This is a genomic window from Streptomyces sp. PSU-S4-23, from assembly GCF_055632315.1.
The window spans coordinates 8,217,037-8,239,499 of the sequence record NZ_JBVMUU010000002.1; the positions used below are offsets into that span (position 1 = coordinate 8,217,037).

General features: G+C 72.6%; 21 protein-coding genes and 1 pseudogene. 15 read left to right on the forward strand and 7 right to left on the reverse strand.

The annotated features are described in order from the left end of the window. The first annotated feature begins 158 nt into the window (after window positions 1-158). Window positions 159-1,952, forward strand: coding sequence for a serine/threonine-protein kinase (locus tag ACZ79I_RS37120; protein WP_471503775.1), 1,794 nt, complete (start codon window positions 159-161; stop codon window positions 1,950-1,952). A gap of 194 nt (window positions 1,953-2,146) precedes the next feature. Here the strand turns inward: ACZ79I_RS37120 and ACZ79I_RS37125 are convergent, their stop codons facing one another. Further along, window positions 2,147-3,259 (reverse strand): LacI family DNA-binding transcriptional regulator, encoded by a 1,113-nt coding sequence (locus ACZ79I_RS37125; protein ID WP_471503777.1) that lies wholly within the window; start codon window positions 3,257-3,259, stop codon window positions 2,147-2,149. A 170-nt stretch (window positions 3,260-3,429) separates the two neighbouring features. Here ACZ79I_RS37125 and ACZ79I_RS37130 point away from each other — a divergent pair, with 170 nt between their 5' ends. Beyond that, on the forward strand, window positions 3,430-4,389 hold the full coding sequence (locus ACZ79I_RS37130) for an ROK family protein (RefSeq protein ID WP_471505462.1): 960 nt from the start codon (window positions 3,430-3,432) through the stop codon (window positions 4,387-4,389). A gap of 178 nt (window positions 4,390-4,567) precedes the next feature. On the opposite strand, the pseudogene ACZ79I_RS37135 reads toward ACZ79I_RS37130, so the two are convergent. Then, window positions 4,568-4,879: pseudogene (locus tag ACZ79I_RS37135) on the reverse strand (NPCBM/NEW2 domain-containing protein); the annotation flags it as partial. 97 nt (window positions 4,880-4,976) lie between these two features. On the opposite strand from ACZ79I_RS37135, the gene ACZ79I_RS37140 reads away from it, so the two are divergent. After that, window positions 4,977-5,171, forward strand: a complete 195-nt coding sequence (locus ACZ79I_RS37140) for a hypothetical protein (RefSeq protein ID WP_471503779.1) — start codon at window positions 4,977-4,979, stop codon at window positions 5,169-5,171. A 270-nt stretch (window positions 5,172-5,441) separates the two neighbouring features. On the opposite strand, the gene ACZ79I_RS37145 is transcribed toward ACZ79I_RS37140, so the two are convergent. After that, on the reverse strand, window positions 5,442-6,146 hold the full coding sequence (locus ACZ79I_RS37145) for a MerR family transcriptional regulator (RefSeq protein WP_471503781.1): 705 nt from the start codon (window positions 6,144-6,146) through the stop codon (window positions 5,442-5,444). 97 nt (window positions 6,147-6,243) lie between these two features. Between ACZ79I_RS37145 and ACZ79I_RS37150 the strand changes: the two genes are divergently transcribed. The 8 genes from ACZ79I_RS37150 to ACZ79I_RS37185 all read left to right on the forward strand — a co-directional run bounded on the left by ACZ79I_RS37150 (window position 6,244) and on the right by ACZ79I_RS37185 (window position 14,832). Next, on the forward strand, window positions 6,244-6,810 hold the full coding sequence (locus ACZ79I_RS37150) for a putative immunity protein (RefSeq protein WP_471503783.1): 567 nt from the start codon (window positions 6,244-6,246) through the stop codon (window positions 6,808-6,810). Continuing rightward, complete coding sequence (locus ACZ79I_RS37155) at window positions 6,807-7,322, forward strand: putative immunity protein (protein ID WP_471505464.1); 516 nt, start codon at window positions 6,807-6,809, stop codon at window positions 7,320-7,322. Before ACZ79I_RS37150 ends, ACZ79I_RS37155 begins: the two co-directional genes overlap by 4 nt. Before the next feature lie 183 nt (window positions 7,323-7,505). After that, entirely contained in the window at window positions 7,506-8,576 is a 1,071-nt protein-coding gene (locus tag ACZ79I_RS37160; protein WP_471503785.1) for an NUDIX hydrolase, read from the forward strand. Window positions 8,577-8,790: 214 nt separating this feature from the next. Then, a complete protein-coding gene (locus tag ACZ79I_RS37165) occupies window positions 8,791-10,605 on the forward strand; it encodes an ABC transporter family substrate-binding protein (RefSeq protein WP_471503787.1) in 1,815 nt (604 codons plus the stop codon). 142 nt (window positions 10,606-10,747) lie between these two features. Further along, a complete protein-coding gene (locus ACZ79I_RS37170; protein WP_471503789.1) occupies window positions 10,748-11,734 on the forward strand; it encodes an ABC transporter permease in 987 nt (328 codons plus the stop codon). Then, entirely contained in the window at window positions 11,727-12,647 is a 921-nt protein-coding gene (locus ACZ79I_RS37175) for an ABC transporter permease (RefSeq protein WP_471503791.1), read from the forward strand. Before ACZ79I_RS37170 ends, ACZ79I_RS37175 begins: the two co-directional genes overlap by 8 nt. After that, window positions 12,644-13,765, forward strand: coding sequence for an ABC transporter ATP-binding protein (locus ACZ79I_RS37180; RefSeq protein WP_471503793.1), 1,122 nt, complete (start codon window positions 12,644-12,646; stop codon window positions 13,763-13,765). The genes ACZ79I_RS37175 and ACZ79I_RS37180 overlap by 4 nt, the downstream gene beginning before the upstream one ends. Beyond that, window positions 13,762-14,832 carry an ABC transporter ATP-binding protein gene (locus tag ACZ79I_RS37185; protein ID WP_471503795.1) on the forward strand — a complete coding sequence of 357 codons (1,071 nt, stop codon included), beginning with the start codon at window positions 13,762-13,764 and terminating at the stop codon, window positions 14,830-14,832. Before ACZ79I_RS37180 ends, ACZ79I_RS37185 begins: the two co-directional genes overlap by 4 nt. 224 nt (window positions 14,833-15,056) lie before the next feature. Here ACZ79I_RS37185 and ACZ79I_RS37190 read toward each other — a convergent pair whose 3' ends face one another. Both ACZ79I_RS37190 and ACZ79I_RS37195 read right to left on the reverse strand, forming a co-directional pair. Beyond that, window positions 15,057-15,773, reverse strand: coding sequence for an MBL fold metallo-hydrolase (locus ACZ79I_RS37190; protein WP_471503797.1), 717 nt, complete (start codon window positions 15,771-15,773; stop codon window positions 15,057-15,059). An 83-nt stretch (window positions 15,774-15,856) separates the two neighbouring features. After that, window positions 15,857-17,212: a M20/M25/M40 family metallo-hydrolase gene (locus tag ACZ79I_RS37195; protein ID WP_471503799.1), complete on the reverse strand. Its 1,356-nt coding sequence runs from the start codon at window positions 17,210-17,212 to the stop codon at window positions 15,857-15,859. Between the two features lie 192 nt (window positions 17,213-17,404). Between ACZ79I_RS37195 and ACZ79I_RS37200 the strand changes: the two genes are divergently transcribed. Continuing rightward, complete coding sequence (locus ACZ79I_RS37200; protein ID WP_471503801.1) at window positions 17,405-18,637, forward strand: geranylgeranyl reductase family protein; 1,233 nt, start codon at window positions 17,405-17,407, stop codon at window positions 18,635-18,637. Here ACZ79I_RS37200 and ACZ79I_RS37205 read toward each other — a convergent pair. Further along, window positions 18,627-19,076, reverse strand: coding sequence for a nitroreductase family deazaflavin-dependent oxidoreductase (locus tag ACZ79I_RS37205; protein WP_471503803.1), 450 nt, complete (start codon window positions 19,074-19,076; stop codon window positions 18,627-18,629). The two genes, ACZ79I_RS37200 and ACZ79I_RS37205, sit on opposite strands and share 11 nt — an antisense overlap. Before the next feature lie 275 nt (window positions 19,077-19,351). Between ACZ79I_RS37205 and ACZ79I_RS37210 the strand changes: the two genes are divergently transcribed. The 3 genes from ACZ79I_RS37210 to ACZ79I_RS37220 all read left to right on the forward strand — a co-directional run bounded on the left by ACZ79I_RS37210 (window position 19,352) and on the right by ACZ79I_RS37220 (window position 22,085). Further along, on the forward strand, window positions 19,352-20,044 hold the full coding sequence (locus ACZ79I_RS37210) for a TetR/AcrR family transcriptional regulator (protein WP_471503805.1): 693 nt from the start codon (window positions 19,352-19,354) through the stop codon (window positions 20,042-20,044). Window positions 20,045-20,172: 128 nt separating this feature from the next. Next, window positions 20,173-21,423 (forward strand): sensor histidine kinase, encoded by a 1,251-nt coding sequence (locus ACZ79I_RS37215; protein ID WP_471503808.1) that lies wholly within the window; start codon window positions 20,173-20,175, stop codon window positions 21,421-21,423. Continuing rightward, window positions 21,420-22,085, forward strand: coding sequence for a response regulator (locus ACZ79I_RS37220; RefSeq protein ID WP_471503810.1), 666 nt, complete (start codon window positions 21,420-21,422; stop codon window positions 22,083-22,085). The genes ACZ79I_RS37215 and ACZ79I_RS37220 overlap by 4 nt, the downstream gene beginning before the upstream one ends. On the opposite strand, the gene ACZ79I_RS37225 is transcribed toward ACZ79I_RS37220, so the two are convergent. After that, complete coding sequence (locus ACZ79I_RS37225) at window positions 22,046-22,357, reverse strand: DUF6332 family protein (protein WP_471503812.1); 312 nt, start codon at window positions 22,355-22,357, stop codon at window positions 22,046-22,048. The two genes, ACZ79I_RS37220 and ACZ79I_RS37225, sit on opposite strands and share 40 nt — an antisense overlap. Between the last annotated feature and the right edge of the window lie 106 nt (window positions 22,358-22,463).

Sequence of the window (22,463 nt, forward strand, 5' to 3'; positions counted from 1 at the left end):
GCAGGGCGTGAGGCGGTGCGGTGCCTCCGCCGCCGGGGCACCACCCGGGCGCCCCCTCGTGCGGGGCCCGCGCTTTTTCCACAGCGTTCCCAGGCCCGCGGTGCCCACCCCGTAATGTGGTCCCCACGCACGGGAAGGCCACAGGAACGGGGCAGGCGGTGTCTTCGGGGGAGAACGAGCGGGCGGACGGCGCGGGCGGACTTCTGGCCGGCCGCTACCGGATCGTGGCGCGGCTGGGACGCGGCGGTATGGGTGTCGTCTGGCGCGCCGTCGACGAGGTCCTCGACCGCGAGGTCGCCGTCAAGGAGCTGCGGACGTACTCCGACGCCGGCGGAACCGAGTTGGCGTCCCTGGGGCTGCGCATGCGGCGCGAGGCGCGCGCCGCGGCGCGGGTGCGCCACCCCGGGGTCATCGCCGTGCACGACGTGGCGCAGGTGGACGGCCGGCCACTGATCGTCATGGAGCTGATCGACGGACCGTCGCTCGACGACGTGCTGCGCGAGCGGGGCACCCTCGACCCCCGTGAGGCCGCCTCCATCGGCGCCGAGGTCATGGACGCGCTGGCGGCCGCACATCGCGTGGGTGTGCTGCACCGCGACGTGAAGCCGGGCAACATCCTGCTGGACCGCTCGGGCCGGGTCGTCCTCACCGACTTCGGCATCGCCACCATGGAGGACCCGGGCGACGGGTCGGCCACCCATCTGACCCGCAGTGGCGAACTCGTCGGCTCCCTGGACTACCTGGCGCCCGAGCGGGCCCAGGGCGACGACCCCGGCCCGGCCTCCGACGTCTGGTCCCTGGGCGCCACGCTGTACGCGGCGGTCGAGGGTTCCTCGCCCTTCCGCCGCACCTCCACCTGGTCCACGCTCAACGCCATCGTGATCGAGCCGCTCCCGGAGCCCGTGCGGGCGGGACCGCTGGGTCCCGTCCTGCGCCGCCTGATGGACAAGCGGCCCGAGTCCCGGCCGGACGCGGACCAGGCGCGCGAACTGCTGGAGGCCGTCGCCCACTCGCCCGGCGGGGACGTGCCGACGAGGGGGCTGCGCGTTCCCGGGACACGTCCGCGCGAGGCGACGGAGCGTGGCGTCGCGGTCCCACCACCGGGGTTCGGTCCGGCGGAGCGGGGGCCCGCCGGATTCGGGCCCCCCGTGGCGCCACCGGGCTATGGGCCGCCGCAGCAGGGAGCCGCCGGGTTCGGCCCTCCCGCCCCGGTGCCCCCAGCGGCCCCGGTGCCTCCTGCCCCGTCTCCGGACGCCACGGGGGCCGTGGCCGGGACGGACTCCGCGCCGCGCCGCCGCAGGGGCCGTGCCCTCCTCGCCGCTGCGGCCGTCATCGCCGTCGCTGCCGCGGCCGGCGTGACCGTGGCGGTGCTCGACGGCCCCGACGGCACGAAGGCCACGGCGCACGGCTCGTCCCCGCGCTCCGCCGACGCGGGCTCCTCTCCGGGCGCCACCCGGGCTTCCGTGGACCTGTCGGACGACCCGGTGCCCAGCGGCCGCGGCCCCACGAAGTCCGCGTCCCCGACGGGGGAGCCGACAGCCACGAGCGCGTCCCGGCCCGCACCCGGAGCGACCGCGACCCCGTCGAGGACGGCGGGCGCCGGCACGACCGGCGGAGGTTCGGGCGGCGGCTCCACGGGCGGCGGCTCCGGCGGCGGTTCGACCCCCGCCGCGGCGTGCACCGCGACAGGCGGCGGCAAGTACGACTGCCAGGTCTGGCGCACGGCCACGTCGTACACCGCTGCCGGCGCCGAGGCCGGTGTCCTCAACGCGGGCACCAACTATTTCTACTGCCAGCGGAACCTGGGCCGCCGGGAGACCTACGGCCAGTGGACCAACGTCTGGTGGGCGAAGACCGACGACGACAGCGGCAACACGAACGTCTACGTCAGCGACGTCTACATCAGGGGCGGCGACAACGACGCCCCGGTCCCCGGTCTCCCGGTCTGCTGACCTCGGGAGGAACCGGCGGTGACCGGTCGGGACTTCGCCCTTGCCGGTTTCCAGGACCGGCGAGGGCGAGAGGCTTCGCCCGGGCCGCCGCGCGGGACTCCGGCGCCGGGCGCGGCTCGCGGCGCGGGTGTTCCCCGTGCGGTGCCCGCGTGTGACGGCCCGCGTGTGCTGACACCCGGTGCGATGGCCCGCGTTCAGTCGGCCGGTGGCAGCTCGCCCGAGCCGCGGGTGATCAGCCGCGTCGGGAGCACGATGCGCTCCGGGGTGATGAGCGTGCCGTCGAGCTGGCGGAAGAGGCGTTCGGCCGCCGTGCGGCCGAGGGCGGCGGCGTCCTGGGCGACGACCGTGACCCCCGGCTTGAGAAGGTCGGCCAGCTCGATGTCGTCGAAGCCCACGAGAGCCACGGGGCGGTGGTGCCCGGCCAGGACGCGGACGACGGTGACGGTGACGCGGTTGTTCCCCGCGAAGATGGCGGTGACGGGGGCGGGGCCCGCGAGCATCTCCTCGGCGGCGCACCGCACCCGCTCCGGATCGGTGACGCCCAGGGACATCCAGGAGTCCTCGACCGGTATGCCGGCGTCCTCCATGGCGGTCCGGTAGCCCCGCAGCCGCTCGGCCGCGGTGTGGATGCGCGGCATGTCTCCGATGAAACCGATCCGGCGGTGGCCGTGCGCGATGAGGTGGGCGACCCCGTCGCGGGCGCCGCCGAAGCTGTCGGACAGCACCACGTCGGCGTCGATCCTCCCGGCGGGGCGGTCCACGAACACCGTGGCGACGCCCGCCTTGATCTCGGGTTCCAGATAGCGGTGGTCGTCACCGGCCGGGATGATCACCAGGCCGTCCACGCGTCGTGCGCACAGCGCCAGCACGAGCTCCTGCTCGCGGTCGGGGTCCTCCGCGCTGGAACCGTTGATCAGCAGGGCGCCGTGGGCCCGGGCGACCTCCTCGACGGCGCGGCTCAGCGGCCCGTAGAAGGGGTCCGCGAGGTCCTCCAGGACGAGGCCGATGCTCGCGGTGCGGCCCTTGCGCAGCACCCGCGCGCTGTCGTTGCGGCGGAAGCCCAGGGCGTCGATGGCCTCCTGCACCCGGCGCTCGGTGTCCGGGGTGACACCGGGCTCGCCGTTGACCACGCGGGAGACCGTCTTCAGTCCCACACCGGCGCGCGCTGCCACGTCCTTCATGGTGGGACGGTTGCCGTAGCGGTTCTCGGGCCGGCGGCCGGTCTGGGGCACGATGCGCTGTCCTGTCCTGTCGTCCACGGGGATGCGGCGGTCCACGGGGTTGTATGAGGATGTGGCGTCGAGCATAGAGCCTGGACAACGTTGTCAGATGCACGGGAGACTGTCCACCGCAATCTCCGGCCTGCGCCTTCCCCCAGAGGCGCCCCCTGCCCTTCCCCGGCCGGAGGCTCGGACCCCGCTGCGGCGCCGCCGGACGTCGGGGCCGCTACAACTCGGCATTGGGAGATCTGACACTGATGCACACCGACCTCGTGGCCGCGCTCGACATCGGCGGCACCAAGATCGCCGGAGCGCTGGTGGACGGCCACGGCCGGATCCTGGTGCGCGCGCAGCGCGCGACGCCCGCACAGGAGGACGGCGACACCGTGATGGGGGCCGTGGACGAAGTGATGGGGCAACTGACCCGCTCCTCCCTCTGGGGCAGGGCGCGTGCCGTCGGCATCGGCAGCGCGGGCCCGGTGGACGCCTCCACCGGCACGGTGAGCCCGGTCAACGTACCGGGCTGGCGTGACTACCCGCTGGTCGAGCGGGTCCGGGCGGCGACGGGCGGCCTGCCCGTGGAGCTGATCGGCGACGGAGTGGCCATCACGGCCGCCGAGCACTGGCAGGGCGCCGCCCGTGGCCACGACAACGCGCTGTGCATGGTGGTCTCCACGGGCGTCGGCGGCGGGCTGGTCCTGGGCGGGCGGCTGTATCCCGGTCCGACCGGCAACGCGGGCCACATCGGGCACATCAGCGTCGACCTGGACGGCGACCCCTGCCCGTGCGGTTCCCGCGGCTGCGTGGAGCGCATCGCGAGCGGGCCCAACATCGCGCGCCGTGCGCTGGAGGGCGGCTGGCAGCCGGGCCCCGACGGCGACACCTCGGCGGCCGCGGTGGCCGCCGCCGCCCGCGCGGGCGATTCGGTCGCCGTGGCGTCCTTCGAGCGGGCCGCCCAGGCGCTGGCCGCGGGCATCGCCGCGACCGCGACGCTCGTCGAGATCGACATCGCGGTCGTCGGCGGGGGAGTGGGCAAGGCCGGCGACATCCTCCTCGCGCCGCTGCGCAAGGCCCTGGCCGGCTACGCCACTCTCTCCTTCGTGCAGCGCCTGACCGTGGCGCCCGCACTGATGGGCACGGACGCGGGCCTGGTGGGCGCGGCCGCGGCGGCCCTGCGCGGCCGGGAGAGCACGCCGACGGCGAACGCCGCGACCTGAGCGACGCGGCCGGGCCACCGGAGGCAGGGCCGTGGGTGCACCCGGGCGGCGGTCGTGGGGGGTGTGTCCGGCGCGGCGGGCCGCCGCCTCGTGTCCGGGGACGTGCCCGGCAGGGGTGGCACCCGCGCAGGAGGCGTCCCCGGCGCGGGATCGCGCCGGGGACAGCGCGTCGACGCGCTCAGCAACTCAGCTTCGCCTCCGCCCAGTCGGCGTGGTCCGAGTCGATGCCGTCGCCCCCGTCGGTGACGACGAGGCGGACCACCTGGGCACCCGTCACGTCCGCGCTGAGCGGTTGCGCGGGCATCGCGTTGGTCAGCACCCCGGTGGAGGCGGCCTTCGTGCCGTCCGCCCACACCTCGAAGGCGACCGTGCCGGCTCCGCCCTTCTCGTCGTCCACGCCGACGTCCGCCGTGACCGTCTCGCACACCCCGCCCGTGAAGTACGCGATGTCGCTCTCGGCGTGCGCGCCGAGCCCCTTGGCGTAGACGACGCGCGGTCATGTTCGTTCGAGGCGGCGTTGTGAAGCGGGGCCGGCATCCGCGCAGCACCGTGCGTGACCCTCGGCGGATTCCGCAGTTGAACGGGGCATGAAGAAGCGCAGCATGCTCGCCATCGCCTCCCTCGCCACCGGCTTCGTCGTGGCCGCCGTCACTCCGTCCCACGCCGCCGACCACGAGGGGATCGGGGATCTGAACGTCAGGGACACCCTGAGCACCGTCGACCACACCCTCGGCCAGGACAGCCTCGCGATGGACGAGGACGTGTCGGGGCACAACGGCTGACGGCCGGCCGGGGCGATCCAGCCGGATGCGCCGCCCCGGCCGTCACCCGGCCGTCGTCGCCGCGCTTCGTGGCGAACGCGGTCCCGCGCGGCCCGGCGACACCACGAAGCGAAACGCCTCGCCCTCGGCGAGCCCGGACGGGTCCACGGCCGTCCGCCGGCCGATCGACCCGCCGGGCCCACCGGGCCCACCGGCGCGCGGCGGTGCGTCTTCGGGGCCGCCCGCCCGGGGGCCCGAACGTCGCCTCACGCGACAGTGGTGCCCCAGGGGTCAGCCGGCTCTCGCGGATCGGTCCAAGGCGTCACAGTAGGCGGAGAGCTGACCGGCTGCGTACAACTGGGCCGTTCCTCGGGACGTGAGGTCGCGCCGCCACCCCTCCAGCGTCCTGGCCAGCGCTTCGGGGCTGCCGGCGTCGCGGAGTTCTCCGAGGACGGTGGCGATGGCGCTCAGGCTCTGGCCTCCCCGGCGCAGCAGGTGCGCCAGTTCGGCGTCGCGCACGTCCCGTGCGAGGTACTGGCGGTACCCGGTGCGCGGGTCACGTCGCGGGGTGAGGACCCCGGCGCGTTCCCAGGTGCGCAGGGTGGCCGGGTCGAGCCCGAGACGGCGGGCGAGTTCACCGATGCTGTACGGCGCCCGGGCGCCGGTCGCCGCGTCCGGCGTGGCGGCTCCGAGATGCGAGAGCGCCGCTTCGACGGTTCGCAGCGTGCTGCGGTCGCGAGCCAGGAGGGCGTGCCCGTCGTCGACGCACTCCAGTGCCTCGTCGAGCCGGCCGCCGGTGACGGCACGCATGATGCGCCGGCTCGTCGAGTGGCCGAAGGCAGGGACGAGCGCCAGGTAGGCCGCGAGGCCGGCGGCATGGGTGGCGGTGTAGTCCCGGTACCCCGTCCGGCCACGGTGAGCGGGCGGGATGATGCCGGCGTCCTCGTAGTTGCGGACCGCCTGCGTGGACAGGCCGTGCCGACGAGCCAGGTCCACGGGCCGCACATGACCTCCGGTTGAGGGTTTCGACGCGGGTGGGCGGGTGAACGGGCGCAAAGTCTCCACCGGGCGTTCAAGGATACGATTCAGGGACATGGGACAGAGCACACACACCGTGTCCGGCGACTTCGACCTGACGATGGACGAACTGCGCGTTGTGGCCCGCTACGTGGTTCGGCACGCGGAGGACGTCCTGCCGGTCTTCGAGCAGGCTGTTCCCGGTGATCCGCGCCCCCGTGCGGCGGTCGAGGCGGCCTGGGCGTTCATCGACGGCGCAGACAGGACGAAAGTGCAGCGCGTCGCGTCCCTCGACGCTCATCGAGCCGCCAGGTGCGCACCCTCGGAAACCGCGCGGCTGGCCGCGCGATCCGCCGGCGACGCCGCATCGGCCGCGTATCTGCACCCCATCGCGCGGGCCGGTCAGGTCGGCCATATCCTGCGAGCCTCCGCGAGCGCTGCGCGCATCGGGGAGCTGGAGGCGGGCGGTGACCCCGCGATCGGGGATGCGCTGCTGGAGCGGTCGCGGCGGCGCGCGACACCGGTGCTCATCGATGTGCTCCGCCGCTACCCGCCCGCGCCGAGCGGCGGCAATCGGGTCACGCGGCTGATGAGCACCCTGGACCGTTCCCTGCGCCAGGTGGTTGACGGGTGTACGTCGTGATCCTGCCGAAGGTGCGGGACCCTCGCTTCGTGACGATCCGCCGTGGTGGGACCCTCACTGATGCGGATCACCGTCTCCTCGCTCTGTGGGCGGCCTCCTGTGCGGAGCACGTCCTCGGCCTGTTCGAGTCGGCCCGGCCCGGGGACCCGCGACCGCGCCAGGCGATCGAGCATGCCCGGGCCTGGGCGCGCGGCGAGGTCGGGATGATGCAGGCTCGCGCGGCGGGCGGACATGCGATGGGGGCGGCCAGGGACCTGCGTGGGGCGGCACGGCATGCCGCGTACGCCGCCGGCCAGGCCGGGGCCGTCGCCCACGTCGCCGCGCACGAACTCGGCGCGGCCGCCTACGCGATCAAGGCTGCGCGTGCCGCCGCACCGGAAACCCTGAGCGGGGCCGCGGGGCGACTCGAGTGCCGGTGGCAGCGCGACCAGCTCCCGGAGGAGATCCGCGACCTCGTGCTCGATGACCAGAGGTTGCGCAACGGCGTCTGCTGGTCGGTGTTCGACTGCTGAAGCCGAACACGGCCGTTGCCGACCGTCGTTCGCCGGTCGGCCGAACGTCCCCGCCTCGACGCCGGCGATCTTCCTGGCCGCCGCCGCGGCGCGCCGGCCGTCCCACGCGCCCTCATCAGCGCCGGGTTTCCGTGGCAGGCTGGAGCGGGCAAGCCACAGGGGGCCAACAGAAGAGGGGGAACCGTGATCGTCTGGATCAACGGTGCGTTCGGTGCGGGAAAGACGGCAACCGCACGGGAACTGATCGAACTGATCCCGAACAGCGCGCTCTTCGACCCCGAGGTCATCGGCGGAGCGCTCGCGCACCTGCTGCCGCCCAAACGCCTCGCCGAGGCCGGCGACTTCCAGGACCTGCCGATCTGGCGACGGCTCGTGATCGACACCGCCGCCGCGATGCTCGGCGAACTCGGCGGTGTCCTCGTGGTTCCGATGACCCTGCTGCGCCAGGAGTACCGCGACGAGATCTTCGGCGGTCTCGCCGCCCGGCGCATCCCCGTACGCCATGTGCTTCTCGCCCCGGCCGAAACGATCCTGCGCGAGCGGATAGCCGGCCGGGAGGTCCCGCCCGACCTCCCCGACGGGGAGATGCGGGTCCGCCAGTGGTCGTACGACCACATCGAGCCCTATCGCGCCGCCCTCGCCGCCTGGCTCGCCGCCGACGCGCACCCCGTGGACACCAGCGCCCTCACCCCGTACGAGACGGCCCTGAGGATCGCCGATGCCGTCCGCAGCGGCGACGTGCCCGTCTGCGACATCGTGCAGACCCCGGAACCCACCGCGGAGACCGTCGCCGCCGGTGTGCTCCTCTTCGACGAGCAGGACCGCGTGCTGCTCGTCGACCCCACCTACAAGGCCGGCTGGGAGTTCCCCGGCGGTGTCGTCGAACCCGGCGAGGCCCCCGCCCGCGCGGGTATGCGCGAGGTCGCCGAGGAGACCGGCGTCACGCTGGAGGAGGTCCCCCGGCTCCTCGTCGTGGACTGGGAGCCGCCCGCGCCGCCCGGCTACGGCGGCCTGCGCCTCCTCTTCGACGGCGGACGCCTCGACAGCGGCGAAGCCGGCCGCCTCCTGCTGCCCGGGCCCGAGCTGCGCGACTGGCGGTTCGTCACCGAGGAGGAAGCGGCCCATCTCCTTCCCCCCGTGCGCTACGCACGGCTCCGCTGGGCGCTGCGGGCCCGCGAACGAGGCGCGGCACTTTACCTGGAGGCGGGTGTACCGCACGGCTGGGCCGCACCCGAAAGCCCTGATGGCGCGTGAGATCGACGGTGTGTCCGACGCCGCCGGCATGGTCCCGGCTTTGCCCGGCATGTGTGGTTCCTAGAGACAAAGTACGCCGAATTGACGCCGGCCCGGTATGAATCGGGAACCGTGCGCAGGCTCCGAACCGCCTTACGGTAAGGGCGCAGCTCATCTCTCTGGCGGCCATCCGCCGCCCTGACAAGCCGGATCGACCTCCGGTCGAAGGAGGGACATGCGCGCACACTCATCGGCCCTCACCCGGGGCCTCGCGCTCGCCGCCGGGCTCACCCTGGCCCTGGCCGCCTGCAGCAGCAGCGGTGGAAACGGTTCCCACGCGAGCGGCTCAGCAGGACTCTCGTCCTGCGGGACCCAGGGCAAGGCCAACACCTGCAACTCCGGTGCCACCAAGTCCGGCGGCTCGTTCACCTACACGCTGGAGAAGAACATCCAGCAGTGGAACGTGCAGGACTCCAACGGCAACACCTTCGAGAACGGCGAGGCCCTCGGGGTCGTCCTGCCCCAGGTCTTCGTCCCCCAGCCCGACTTCACCGTCTCCCTCAACACCGACCTGGTGACCTCGGCGACCCAGACGAGCACCAGCCCGCAGACCTTCGTCTACAAGATCAACCCGAAGGCGTCGTGGAACGACGGCACGCCGATCACGGCCGACGACTTCGTCTACTACTGGCGCACCAACAACGGCAAGGACTGTCCGCCGCCTCCGGCGAGCGACTCCACGCAGACCAAGGGCTGTCTGCCGCAGAGCACCGCCGGCTACGACCGCATCAGGTCGGTCACCGGCTCCGACGGCGGCAAGACCGTCACCGTCGTGATGGACAAGCCGTTCTCCGACTGGAAGCAGCTGTTCGGCGCGGGCTACCCGCTGTACCCGGCGCACGTCGCCGAGAAGCTCTCCGGCGCCAAGGCCGGTGACGCCGCCCATATGACGGCCGCCCAGATGACGCAGGGCTGGCAGTACTTCCAGAAGACCCCGCCCAGCAAGTACCCGACGGCAGGCCCGTACCGGATGCAGGACTGGACGGACAACGACCACGCCACATACGTCCCCGACCCCAAGTGGTGGGGCGCGCACAAGCCGACCCTGCAACGGCTGGTCTTCAAGGTGATCACGGACGCCACGCAGGAGCCGACCGCTCTGCGCAACAACGAGGTGCAGGGGATCTACCCGCAGCCCGAGGTCGACCTGGTCAAGCAGATCAAGGACATCCCGAACGTCACGTACACCATCGGCTCCGGGCTGACCTGGGAGCACTTCGACCTCAACCTGCGCAATCCGGTGATCGGCAAGTACACGGCGCTGCGGCAGGCGATGTTCACGGCCATCAGCATCAAGGACATCGTGGCCAAGACGGTCGGCCAGTTCGATCCGAAGGTGAAGCAGCTCGGCAGCCACAACTACGTTCCCGGGCAGGCGGGTTACCAGGACCTGGTCACCGGTACGGGGCAGGGCTCGGGTGATCTCGCCAAGGCCAGGAAGTACCTGACCGACGCCGGGTTCGGCGGAGTCGGAACGGCGCTGAAGACCCCGGACGGCAAGACCGTCGGCCCCTTCAACTGCCGCTACACCACCGGCAACCAGATCCGGCAGAGCGAGTGCCAGATCCTGCAGAGCGACCTCGCGAGCCTCGGCATCAAGGTCACCATCAAGCCGATCGGCGCGGCCGACCTCGGCACGGTTCTCACCGGACACCAGTACGACATCATCGTCTTCGCCTGGGTCGCCTCCCCGTTCCCGAGCGCCAACGCGCAGCAGAACTGGGTCACCGGAGGCGGCGGCAACTACGGCGGGTACAGCAACAAGCAGGTCGACACGCTGGTCGCCGAGGCCGTGGGAGAGACCGACGCCGCCAAGGCGGCCACGCTCCTGAACCAGGCGGACACCATCATGGCGAAGGACGCCTACGTCCTGCCGCTGTACCAGAAGCCGACGTTCCTCGCGGTGCAGACCCGGTTCGTGAACATGCGGGACAACGCCACGAACGTGGGCCCGCCGTACAACACCGCCGAGTGGGGCCTGAAGAAGTAGCCCCGTCGAGCGGGGGCGCGAAGCGTCAGCCCGCTCCCCCGCACAGGTGCAAGAGCCCGGCCCCGGTGACTCCGGGGCCGGGCCGCCACCGGACGCCATCCCGCACCGGCCGGCATCCCGACGGCCTCCGAGAGAAGACCGCATGTTCGCCTACACCGTGCGCCGCATTCTCGTCTCCATACCCGTCCTGATCGTCTCGACGTTCATCGTGTTCCTCGTCGTCGTCAACTCCGGCGATCCCGTCGCCAACTTCGCCACATCACGCCAGCCCGCCCCGAGCAAGGCAGCCGTCGCCGCGTTCGCCCGGCACATCCACGCCGACCAACCGGTCGCCGAGCGCTACTGGAACTGGATCACGGGGGTCCTGCACGGCGACTTCGGCCCGTCCGTCCAGGCCAACCTGGACATCGGGCACGACCTGTTCACCCGCTTCCGGGTGACCGTCACCCTGGTCGCCGCCGCGATGGTCCTCGCCCTGCTGCTGGCCGTGCTGTTCGGCGTGTTCAGCGCGATCCGCCAGTACTCCGCCGCCGACTACCTCATCACCTTCCTCGGCTTCCTGTTCCTCGCCATGCCCGTGTTCTGGTTCGCCGTGCTGCTGAAACAGGCGGGGATCTGGTTCAACGAGAACACCGGGAGCCAGTTCCTCGGCACGATCGGCGAGAAGTCCCCGTACCTCGACGTCGACACCACCTGGAACCGGTTCAGCGACCGCGTCGGCCACCTGGTCCTGCCCACCGTCACCCTCGCCCTGGTCTCCTTCGCCTCCTGGACCCGCTACACCCGCGCCTCCATGCTGGAGGTGCTGGACAGCGACTACGTCCGGCTCGCCCGCGCCAAGGGGCTGCGCCGCGGCAAGGTCATGACCCGGCACGCCCTGCGCACCGCACTCATCCCGCTGACCACCGTCACCGCCCTCGACATCGCGATCATCCTCGGCGGCGCCGTGGTCACCGAGACGATCTTCCAGTGGCACGGCATGGGCGAGATGCTCGTCCAGGCGGCCACCACCGTCGACGTCTACCGGACGATGGCGTGGCTGCTGCTGTCCGCCGTGGTCGTCATCGGGTTCAACCTCGTCGCCGATCTGCTCTACGCCGTACTCGACCCGAGGATCCGCTATGACTGACATCGAGGCACCGGGGTCCGCGGGCACCCAACAGCCCCGTGCCGAGCACGAGTTCACCGTCAGGCAGCGCAGCCAGACCCATCTGGTCCTGCGCCGCTTCGTACGCCACCGTGCCGCGATGATCAGCCTGGTGGTCTTCGCGCTGATCGTGCTCTGGGCGTTCATCGGCCCGCACCTGTGGCACTACTCGTACCAGAAGTACACCTCCGACAACTCCCAGGCGCCCAGCTGGAAGCATCCGTTCGGCACCAACTCCTCCGGATACGACGCCTACGCCCAGGTCATGCGCGGCACCCAGACCTCACTCAAGATCGCCATCCTGATCGCGCTCGGCTCGACCCTGGCCGGCGCGGTCTGGGGCGCCGTCGCCGGGTTCTACCGGGGCATCGTCGACGCCGTCATGATGCGCATCGCCGATCTCGTGCTCACCCTGCCGCTGTTCGCCATCGCCCTGGTCATCTCCTCCCGCAGCGGCGGCTCCTGGTACTGGATCGCCCTCGTCATCGCCGGACTGACCTGGGCCTATGTCTCCCGGGTCGTGCGCTCCACCGTGCTGTCGCTGCGCGAGAAGGAGTTCGTCGAGGCGGCACGCGCGCTCGGAGCCTCCGATGCGCGGATCATCGTCCGGCATCTGCTGCCGAACGCCCTCGGCCCGATCATCGTCAACGCCACCGTACTGGTGGCCACCGGCATCCTCACCGAGACCGCCCTGTCCTTCCTCGGCTTCGGCGTCCAGCCGCCCGACACCTCCCTCGGCCTGCTCGTCGCCCAGGCGCAGACGGCGGTGGACACTCGCCCGTGGCTCTTCTACATCCCCGGCGCCTTCATCATCGCGATCGCCCTGACCATCAACTTCATCGGTGACGGGCTGCGCGACGCCTTCGATCCCCGGCAGCAAAGGGTGCGACAGTGACCACCACGAGCAGTGAGGGCGTCCGGACGGGCGCCGCCACGGACGCCGTCCTGGACGTCGACGGCCTCGGCGTGGAGTTCCCGACCGAGGACGGGATCGTGCGGGCCGTCCGCGGCGTCGGCTACCGCCTCGGCCGGGGCGAATCGCTCGGCATCGTCGGCGAGTCCGGGTCCGGCAAGTCCGTCACCGCCATGGCCGTGATGGGACTCCTGCCGACCGGCGCCCGGGTACGAGGCTCGGTGCGGTTCGAGGGAAACGAACTGCTCGGGCTGTCCGACGCGCGGCTGTCGGAGATCCGCGGCAGCGGTATCGCGATGATCTTCCAGGACCCGATGACCTCGCTCAACCCCGTCTACACCGTGGGCTACCAGATCATCGAGACCCTGCAACGGCACCACCCGGGCCTCAACGGCCGGGCGGCCCGCAGGCGCGCGGTCGAGCTGCTGGGCACGGTCGGCATCCCCGGCCCCGAACGCCGCGTCGACAGCTATCCGCACGAACTGTCGGGCGGCATGCGCCAGCGGGTGGTCATCGCCATCGCCATCGCCAACGACCCGGACGTCATCATCGCCGACGAGCCGACCACCGCCCTGGACGTCACCGTGCAGGCGCAGATCCTCGACGCCCTCGAAACGGCCCGTGAACGGACCGGAGCGGCCCTCGTCCTCATCACCCACGATCTCGGCGTGGTGGCCGGCCACACCGACCGGGTCGCCGTGATGTATGCGGGCCGTATCGTGGAGACGGGTTCGGTCGAGGACATCTTCTACACGCCGCGCATGCCCTACACCCTCGGCCTGCTCGGCTCGCTGCCCCGGCTGGACCGGGAGGAGGAGCGTCTCACCCCGATCAACGGATCGCCGCCCTCGCTGCTGAACCTGCCGCCCGGCTGCCCGTTCGCCCCCCGCTGCCCCCTGCGCCGCGACCTCTGCGACAGCGACGAGCCGCCGCTGCGCCCGGCCGGGCACGACGGCCACCTCAGCGCCTGCCACTTCGCCGACGACCTCGTCGGCACCGGCGCCGGGCAGGTCTTCGACACGGTGGGCGCCGACTCCGAGGCGCTGGCCCGCTTCGCCGACGCGACCCCCACCGGGACCCCCGAGGAGGACTCCCCATGAGCGCGCCCGCGCAGACCGCCGCCCCGCTGCCCCCGCTCCCCGGCCACGGCGGCAGCGGCGAGCCCGTCCTCCAGGTCCGCGACCTGGTCAAGCACTTCCCGGTCATGTCCCGCGGCGTGGTGCGCAGACGGGTGGGCGATGTGCACGCCGTCTGCGGGGTGTCCTTCGACCTGTACGGGAACGAGACCCTGGGCCTGGTCGGGGAGTCGGGCTCCGGCAAGACGACGGTCTCCCGCACGCTGCTGGGCCTGGAGAAGGCGACCTCGGGCCGGGTCCACTACCGGGGCCGCGACCTGACCGGCCTGAGCAGACGCCGGATGCGGCCACTGCGGCGCGAGTTGCAGATCGTCTTCCAGGACCCGTACGCCTCCCTGGACCCGCGGATCTCCGTGCACGAGATCGTCGCCGAACCCCTCCGCATCCACGGGCGGTACGGCCCCGGCGCGCCCGAGGAGGTGAGCGAACTGCTCCGCCTGGTCGGGCTCAACCCCGAACACGGCAACCGCTTCGCGCACGAGTTCTCCGGCGGCCAGCGCCAGCGCATCGGGATCGCCCGCGCGCTGGCGCTGCGCCCCGCAGTGATCGTCCTGGACGAACCGGTGTCGGCCCTGGACGTGTCGATCCAGGCGGGCATCCTCAACCTGCTGAAGGACCTGCAGGACGAACTCGGACTGTCCTTCCTCTTCGTGGCCCATGACCTGTCGGTGATGCGGCACGTGGCCGACCGGGTCGCCGTCATGTACCTGGGCCGCCTGGTGGAGATCGCCCCGGCGCGCGAGCTCTTCGCCCGGCCCGCGCACCCCTACACCCAGGCCCTCGTCTCGGCCATCCCGCTGCCCGACCCGCGCAAGGAACGGTCCAGGAAACGCATCGTGATCCAGGGCGACATACCGAGCCCGATCCGCCCCCCGAGCGGCTGCCGCTTCCGCACGCGCTGCCCCGTGTTCGCGAACCGGCTGACCGACAGCGCGCGCACGGCCTGCGTCGAACAGGTCCCGGAGCTGATCGACCGCGGCGCCGGCAACCCGGTCGCCTGCCACTACGCGGAGCGGGTGGAACTCCTGTAGGCCACCCGGAGCGCCTCGTACGGTGCGGTGTCGGCCGGCTCTCCTCCCGGAGCCGGCCGCTGAAGCCGGCCATGGCGGCGGTCAGGGACACGTACCGGGTGATGATCCCGGCGGCGGTGCGCGGGATGCCGCCCGGCCGCTCGCCCCACGGTGAGTGCCGCTGCGGTGTCGCTGCGGTGTCGCTGCGGGCGGCCACGCGCGCACGTGGGACATGGTCTCCATCGTCAGGGCCGGGCGGCGTACCTGTCCGCCGAAGCCCGGAGTGCGGCCGCGGCGCGCCCGACGACCGGATCGCCGTGGCCGAAGCAGGCCACGTCCGTGTCGAGGGTCGCCAGCCGGCGGAAGGAGGCGACGGCTTCGGTCCGGTCCAGATTGAACACACCGAGCATCACCGCGCCGTCGACCGGAGACGCGGCCACGGCGTCCCCGGCGAACAGCACACCGTGCTCCGGGAGATGCACAGCGACGCTGCCGTGCGTGTGTCCGGGGACGGGGACGACGCGGGCGCCGCCGCCGAAGCCGAGGACGTCGCCGCCGGACAGCTCCGTGACGCTCTTCGGGTGTACGACGCCGCCCCGGGGCAGACGCCTCGTCGCCTCCGCGTGAATCGGCCGCTCCCACTCCTCCAGGACCGGCGGGGGGCCCGGGGCCTCCCCCCGCACCATGGGCGCGTCCTCGTGATGGACCAGCACCTCGGCGCCGCTCAGTGCGGCGACCTCGCCCGCCCCACCCGCGTGGTCCTCGTGGAAGTGGGTGAGCACGATCCGCCGCACGGCCCCGGGAGACAGTCCGAGCGAGGCGATCGCCCGGGCGATCGCCTCACCGGAGCCCCGCGGCCCGGCGTCGATGAGCGTCAACTCGTCCGCCTCGCGCCAGAGATACGCCTGGCCGACCGGGAAACGCAGGAGGTGGAGACGGGGGAGCAGCTCGACGACGTCCATGGGACGACCCTAGGAGGCCCCTCGCCCGCCGGTGACGGGCCTTGGCTGTGGGCAGAGCGTGGGCAGAGCGTGGGCAGAGCGTCTCAGCCGGCCGCGTAGGCGCGCAGGAACAGGGCCACCGCCACCGACAGGCGCTCCAGCTCGTCGGGGGACACGCTCTCGTTGACCGCGTGGATCTGCGCCTCCGGCTCGCTCAGTCCGATGAGGAGGATCTCCGCCCGGGGATACAGCGACGCGAGGGTGTTGCACAGCGGGATGGAGCCGCCCTGGCCCGCGTGCTGCATCCGCCGGCCCGGATAGGCGACCGCCATCGCCTCCGCCATCGCCGTGTAGGCCGGGCTGGAGGTGTCCGCGCGGAACGCCTGCCCCTGCCCGACCTGCTCCGTGGTCACCCGGGCGCCCCACGGCGTGTGCGTCCGGAGGTGGGCCTCCAGCAGCTTGCTCGCCTCCGCCGCGTCCACCCCCGGCGGCACCCGCAGGCTGACCAGTGCGCGGGCGCTCGCCTGCACGGACGGGGTCGCGCCCACGACCGGCGGGCAGTCGATGCCGAGGACGGTCACGGCGGGGCGCGCCCAGAGGCGGTCGGCGACCGAGCCGGAACCGATCAGCTCGACCCCGTCGAGCACCTTGGCGTCGTCGCGGAACTGCCCTTCGTCGTACTCGAGGCCGTCCCACCGCGCCTCGCGGGCCAGCCCCTCCACGGTCGTCGAACCGTCCTCGTCCCGCAGCGAGTCCAGTACGCGGATGAGCGCGGCCAGCGCGTCGGGCGCGGCCCCGCCGAACTGGCCGGAGTGCAGGTTGCCTTCGAGGGTGTCGACCTGCACGCGGACGAGGGTCATGCCGCGGAGCGTCGAGGTGACGGTCGGCAGGCCGACGCGGAAGTTGCCCGTGTCGCCGATGACGACGGCGTCCGCCGCGAGCAGGTCCGGGTGCTCCTCGGCGTACCGCTCCAGACCGCCCGTGCCCTGTTCCTCCGAGCCCTCGACGATCACCTTGACGTGCACGGGCACGCCGCCGTTCGCCTTGAGCGCGCGCAATGCCAGCAGATGCATGATGAGGCCGCCCTTGCAGTCGGCCGCGCCGCGCCCGTACCAGCGCCCGTCGCGCTCGGTCAGCTCGAAGGGCGGAGTGGCCCACGCCGACTCGTCGAGCGGCGGCTGCACGTCGTAGTGCGCGTACAGCAGAACCGTCTTCGCGCCCTGCGGGCCGGGCAGATGCCCGTACACGGACTGCGTGCCGTCCGGGGTGTCGAGCACCGCCACGTCCTGGAAGCCCTCGGCGCGCAGCGTGCCGGCGACCCAGCGCGCGGCGCCCTCGCTCTCGCTCCTCGGGAACTGGTCGAAGTCCGCCACCGACTTGAAGGCCACCAGTTCGGTGAGCTCTTCCTTCGCCCGGGGTATCAGCGAGGCGACGGTCCCGGCGATCGGATTCGACGACATGGGCACGCTCCTTGTGGGTGCGACGGTGTACCGGTCAGTACTTCTGTGTGCAGGGTCCTGCGGGGTGGAGGCGCCTCCTGGTGTGCGGAGCGCGTACCGAGCCGATCCTCCCACAGCGGCCTGCGGCGATACCCGCCGTAGTATGCGGGAGACAGGTGCGGCAGGCGGCTTGATCGGGAGCAGTAGACCATCGTGAGCAGCGAGAACTCTTCGGCGGACGGCGTGCAGCGGGTGTGGGACGTGGTCGTGGTGGGCGCGGGGCCCGCGGGGGCCTCGGCCGCGTACGCGGCGGCGGTCGCGGGACGCAGCGTGCTGTTGCTGGAGAAGGCGGAACTGCCCCGCTACAAGACGTGCGGCGGCGGCATCATCGGTCCCTCACGCGATGCCCTGCCGCCCGGCTTCGAGCTGCCGTTGCGCGACCGGGTGTACGCGGTCACCTTCTCGAACAACGGTCGCTTCACCCGCACCCGCCGCTCCCGGCAGATGCTGTTCGGGCTGGTCAACCGCCCGGAGTTCGACCAGCAGCTCGTCGAGCACGCCCAGAAGGCCGGCGCGGAACTGCGTACGGGCGCGACGGTCTCGCGCGTCGAGCAGCACGGCTCGGCGGTGCCCGACCGGCGCACGGTCGCCGTTGTGCTGCAGGGCGGTGAGACGCTGCTGGCCCGGGCCGTGGTCGGCGCGGACGGCAGCGCCAGCCGGATAGGAGCGCACGTCGGCGTGAAGCTCGACCAGGTCGACCTGGGGCTGGAAGCGGAGATCCCGGTCCCCGAGACCGTCGCCGAGGACTGGCAGGGGCGGGTGCTCATCGACTGGGGACCGATGCCCGGCAGCTACGGCTGGGTCTTCCCCAAGGGGGACACGCTCACGGTGGGTGTGATCTGCGCCCGTGGTGAAGGCGCCGCGACCAAGAGGTACTTGGAGGACTTCATCGCCCGGCTCGGCCTCGCTGGCTTCGAACCGAGCATCTCGTCGGGGCACTTGACGCGCTGCCGTGCCGACGACTCTCCGCTGTCGCGGGGACGGGTGCTGGTGTGCGGGGACGCGGCGGGGCTGCTGGAGCCGTGGACCCGCGAGGGGATCTCGTTCGCGCTGCGGTCCGGACGGCTGGCGGGGGAGTGGGCGGTTCGGATCGCCGAGGCGCACGACGCCGTGGACACGCGCCGTCAGGCGCTGAACTACGCGTTCGCCGTCAAGGCCGGCCTGGGCGTCGAGATGAGCGTCGGCAAGCGCCTGCTGACCGTGTTCGAGCGCCGGCCCGGTCTCTTCCACGCGGCGCTGACCGGCTTCCGCCCCGCCTGGAAGGCGTTCAAGGACATCACCCAGGGCGCCACGACCCTGGGGGAGATCGTCCGTACCCGCCCCATCGCCCAGCGCGCCCTGTCCATGCTGGACCGCGGGGCCGCGGGCGACACGGTCAGCTCGTGACCGTGATGCGGAAGACGGGGTGGTCGGGGGCGATGCGGCGCAGGTCGGCGTCCGGCGAATCGGGACCGACTCCGTTGAAGAAGACCCCGACCTCGGCCTTCCAGCGCTTGAGATAGGCGCGCAGGAGCGGAACCTTGTCGTCGTCGGCGACCTCGGTGGCGGTGAACACGTCCACGTGCTTGCCCAGCCGCAGTTCGCCGCCGCCGGCCGCGCGCATGTTGTGGGTCCACTGGACATGGCCGCGCGGGGCGAGCAGATAGTCCTGGCCGTCCACCGTCAGCAGGTTGACGGGGGTGGTCCGCCACTGGCCGCTCTTGCGGCCGCGGACCGCCAGGACGCGGGAGCCCCAGACGCTGATGCCGCGGCGGGTCATCCAGGCCACGGCGCGGTTGAGGACGTTGACCGTGAACCAGCCGGGCTTCTGAACGTGCGTGGACATGGGAGCCGTCCTCCTGGCGGAAAAGTGTGAGCAGTGCTCTCGGTTGAGAGCAGTATGCGCGAGATCGGTGCTCCAAAGCAAGAGCGGTGCTCTCGATCGCGTGCGGCGCTCTCGGTTTCGGTGGCGGCGAGCGAACGGCGCGTGGGTGGTAGGTATGCGACGGGCTCTCGAGTAGGGCCTGGTGGGTGCTGGTGGTCGCCGGTGAGCGCCGCTCTTTTCGCAGAGCAGCGCTCTCCTTTGTGTGCACTGCTCCGATTTCATGTCACACTGCCTTCATGACCACAGTACGAGGAGCCCGCGCCCGCGCCCGGATCGAAGTCACCGCCGCCATCAAGGACGAGGCGCGCCGGCAGCTCGCCGCGGAAGGCGCCGCCAGGCTCTCGCTGCGGGCCGTCGCGCGCGAACTCGGCATGGTCTCCTCCGCGCTCTACCGCTACTTCCCCAGCCGCGACGACCTGCTCACCGCGCTGATCATCGACGCCTACGACTCACTCGGCGAGGCCGCCGAGACCGCGCACGCCAAGGCCGGAGACATCGCCCCCGCGCGGCGGTGGGTCACCGTGTGCGAGGCCGTGCGCGCGTGGGCGCTGACGCATCCGCACGAGTACGCGCTGATCTACGGCTCGCCCGTCCCCGGGTACTCCGCGCCCGAGACCACCATCCCGGCCGCGTCCCGCGTGGGGCTGCTTCTGATCGGCATCGTGCGTGACGCCCACCGGCGGCGGGGTGTGGCCCGTACCCCGTTGCCCGCCGAGTTGCAGCCCGAGGCCCGGCGCATGGCCGCCGACCTGGCGCCCGACCTGCCGCCGGAGGTGGTCACGGCCCTGGTCGCCTCCTGGGCGCAGCTGTACGGACTGGTCGGGTTCGAGCTGTTCGGGCAGTTCAACAGGGTGGTGGAGGACCGCGAGGCGTTCTTCCGGCACGCGGCGGCGCAACTCGCGCACGGCGTCGGCCTGGTGTTCTCCTAGCGCGCCGCCGGCCGCGTGGCCGTGGCGCACGCCGCGCGGGCGGGCACGGGCGTACTCCCCGGGGAGTATGTGTGATCACCTCGCCCGGGCGACGTCGGCCGCAGCCGGCAGCGTCTAGCGTGCAGTCCATGGAGGAGCAGCACACGGACGTGGCCCGGCGGTGGCCCGGGCCACCGTGGTGGAACCGGCGGCGCGACGAGCCCCACGGCTCCCGCCTCCCCTGGCGCTCCACGGTGCTGCTCACCGCCTTCGTGACCGTCGGCTCGCATGCCGCCGCGCACGATCAGCGGGGCGAGCGCGCCCACCTCGGCCTCGTCGCGCATCTGCTGCTCCTGGTGGCCTCGGGGGCCCTGCTGTGGCGGCAGCGGCATCCCGTGCCCGTCGTGTTCGTCACGACCGGGGCCGCGATGGTCTACCTGGGCGCCGGATATCCGTACGGCCCCGTCTTCCTCACCGTCGCCGTCGCCTGCTTCAGCGCCCTTGTCGCCGGGCACCGCACGGCCGTGTGGGCGGCCGGCGGGATGTTCTGGGCCGGGCACGTGCTGGTGTCGCACTGGCTGTACCGGTGGCTTCCGCCGCCCGGTGACCCGGCCGCCTCCTGGGGGCAGGAGCTGATCACCGCCACCTGGGTGGTGGCCGTCGTCGCGGTGGCGGAACTGGTGCGGATCCGGCGCGAGCAGTGGGCGCGCGAGCGGGCCGAACGGGCGCAGGCCGCGCGGCGGCGCGCGGACGAGGAGCGGCTGCGCATCGCCCGCGAACTCCACGACGTGCTGGCCCACAGCATCTCCGTGATCAACGTCCAGGCGGGCGTGGGCCTCGCGCTGCTCGACTCCGACCCGGAACAGGCGCGCACGGCGCTGGCCACCATCAAGGCGGCGAGCAAGGAGGCGCTCGGGGAGGTGCGCCAGGTCCTCGACACACTCCGGGCGCCCGGGGACGCGCCGCGTGCGCCCGCGCCCGGACTCGGGCGGCTGGGGGAACTCGTCGAGCAGGCGGCCGGCGCCGGGCTCACGGTCACGGTCGACGGGGCGGCGCCGAGGCTCGCGCCGGGTGCCGACCTCGCGGCGTTCCGTATCGTCCAGGAGGCCCTCACCAATGTCGTACGGCACTCCGGTTCGCGGCACGCGCGGGTGCGCGTCGACTGCGCGGACGGCGCGCTGCGCCTGTGTGTCGACGACGACGGGCCCCCGACGGGAGCCGACGCGGGCGGCAGCGGCAACGGCCTGGCCGGGATGCGGGAGCGGGCCGCGGCCTTCGGCGGCACCATCGAGGCGGGCCCGCGCCCCGGCGGCGGGTTCCGGGTGCTGGCCGTACTGCCGTTGACGGTGTCGTCCGAGGAGTCACCGGAGGACGGCAAGGACAGGAAGGAGGACCGGTGATCCGCGTACTGCTCGCCGATGACCAGTCCCTGGTCAGGGCCGGGTTCAAGGCGCTGCTCGACGCACAGCCGGACATCGGCGTGGCCGGGGAGGCCGCCGACGGCGGCGAGGCGCTGCGCAAGGTGCGCGAACTGCGGCCCGACGTCGTGCTGATGGACATCCGCATGCCGCTGGTCGACGGGCTCGTCGCGACCCGCGGCATCACCGGGGACCCGGCCCTGGAGGATGTGAAGGTGGTCATGCTCACCACCTTCGAGCTGGACGAGTACGTTTTCGAAGCGATCCGCTCCGGCGCCTCCGGTTTCCTCGTCAAGGACACCGAACCGGAGGAACTCCTGCGTGCCGTACGGGCGGTGGTCGCGGGGGACGCCCTGTTGTCACCGAGTGTGACCCGGCGGCTGATCGCCGAGTTCGCGGCCCGCTCGAAGGAGCCTGCGGCCGCCGCGTCGCTCGCCGAACTCACCGAGCGGGAACGGGAGGTGATGGCCCTGGTCGGCATGGGGCTGTCCAACGACGAGATCGCCCGGCGTCTGGTCGTCAGCCCGCTCACGGCCAAGACCCACGTCAGCCGCACCATGGTCAAGCTGGGCGCCCGCGACCGGGCCCAACTCGTGGTCCTGGCCTACGAGTCGGGGCTGGTGCGGCCGGGCTGGCTGGGCTGAGCCCCGGCGCCCCGCCCGAAGCGCACCAGCACGCTGATGACGCGGGCGGCGAAGAGCACGCAGGCCGCGGTGGTTGCCGAGGCGACCAGCGCATGCCGCGCTCCGTCCGACAGGTCGAAGGCGAAGGCGGGCCCCGCCACGGCCCCGAACGCCAGGGCCGCTGCGAACACCGCGCTGCACAGCGCGTATCCGATCTCGACGGTGAGGGCGTCCCGCTCGGCCTGAGTGCGCCGCCTGCGGGACGGGAGCGGACGTCCCGCGTGGTTCTCCATGCACCGAGTCAAACAGGCGTGTGCCCGGCGCGGCAACCGACCCGCCGGGCGCACTCAGTCGCGGACCGCCACCGGCTCCGCCTCCGTCTGCTCCCGAGGCGAGCGG

Excerpts from the sequence above, each read along its gene's own strand:
- ACZ79I_RS37125 (WP_471503777.1), bottom strand. The coding sequence starts at position 3,259 with ATGCTCGACGCCACATCCTCATACAACCCCGTGGACCGCCGCATCCCC.
- ACZ79I_RS37130 (WP_471505462.1), top strand. The coding sequence starts at position 3,430 with ATGCACACCGACCTCGTGGCCGCGCTCGACATCGGCGGCACCAAGATC.
- ACZ79I_RS37140 (WP_471503779.1), top strand. The coding sequence starts at position 4,977 with ATGAAGAAGCGCAGCATGCTCGCCATCGCCTCCCTCGCCACCGGCTTC.
- ACZ79I_RS37150 (WP_471503783.1), top strand. The coding sequence starts at position 6,244 with ATGGGACAGAGCACACACACCGTGTCCGGCGACTTCGACCTGACGATG.
- ACZ79I_RS37165 (WP_471503787.1), top strand. The coding sequence starts at position 8,791 with ATGCGCGCACACTCATCGGCCCTCACCCGGGGCCTCGCGCTCGCCGCC.
- ACZ79I_RS37170 (WP_471503789.1), top strand. The coding sequence starts at position 10,748 with ATGTTCGCCTACACCGTGCGCCGCATTCTCGTCTCCATACCCGTCCTG.
- ACZ79I_RS37175 (WP_471503791.1), top strand. The coding sequence starts at position 11,727 with ATGACTGACATCGAGGCACCGGGGTCCGCGGGCACCCAACAGCCCCGT.
- ACZ79I_RS37185 (WP_471503795.1), top strand. The coding sequence starts at position 13,762 with ATGAGCGCGCCCGCGCAGACCGCCGCCCCGCTGCCCCCGCTCCCCGGC.
- ACZ79I_RS37190 (WP_471503797.1), bottom strand. The coding sequence starts at position 15,773 with ATGGACGTCGTCGAGCTGCTCCCCCGTCTCCACCTCCTGCGTTTCCCG.
- ACZ79I_RS37195 (WP_471503799.1), bottom strand. The coding sequence starts at position 17,212 with ATGTCGTCGAATCCGATCGCCGGGACCGTCGCCTCGCTGATACCCCGG.
- ACZ79I_RS37205 (WP_471503803.1), bottom strand. The coding sequence starts at position 19,076 with ATGTCCACGCACGTTCAGAAGCCCGGCTGGTTCACGGTCAACGTCCTC.
- ACZ79I_RS37210 (WP_471503805.1), top strand. The coding sequence starts at position 19,352 with ATGACCACAGTACGAGGAGCCCGCGCCCGCGCCCGGATCGAAGTCACC.
- ACZ79I_RS37215 (WP_471503808.1), top strand. The coding sequence starts at position 20,173 with ATGGAGGAGCAGCACACGGACGTGGCCCGGCGGTGGCCCGGGCCACCG.
- ACZ79I_RS37225 (WP_471503812.1), bottom strand. The coding sequence starts at position 22,357 with ATGGAGAACCACGCGGGACGTCCGCTCCCGTCCCGCAGGCGGCGCACT.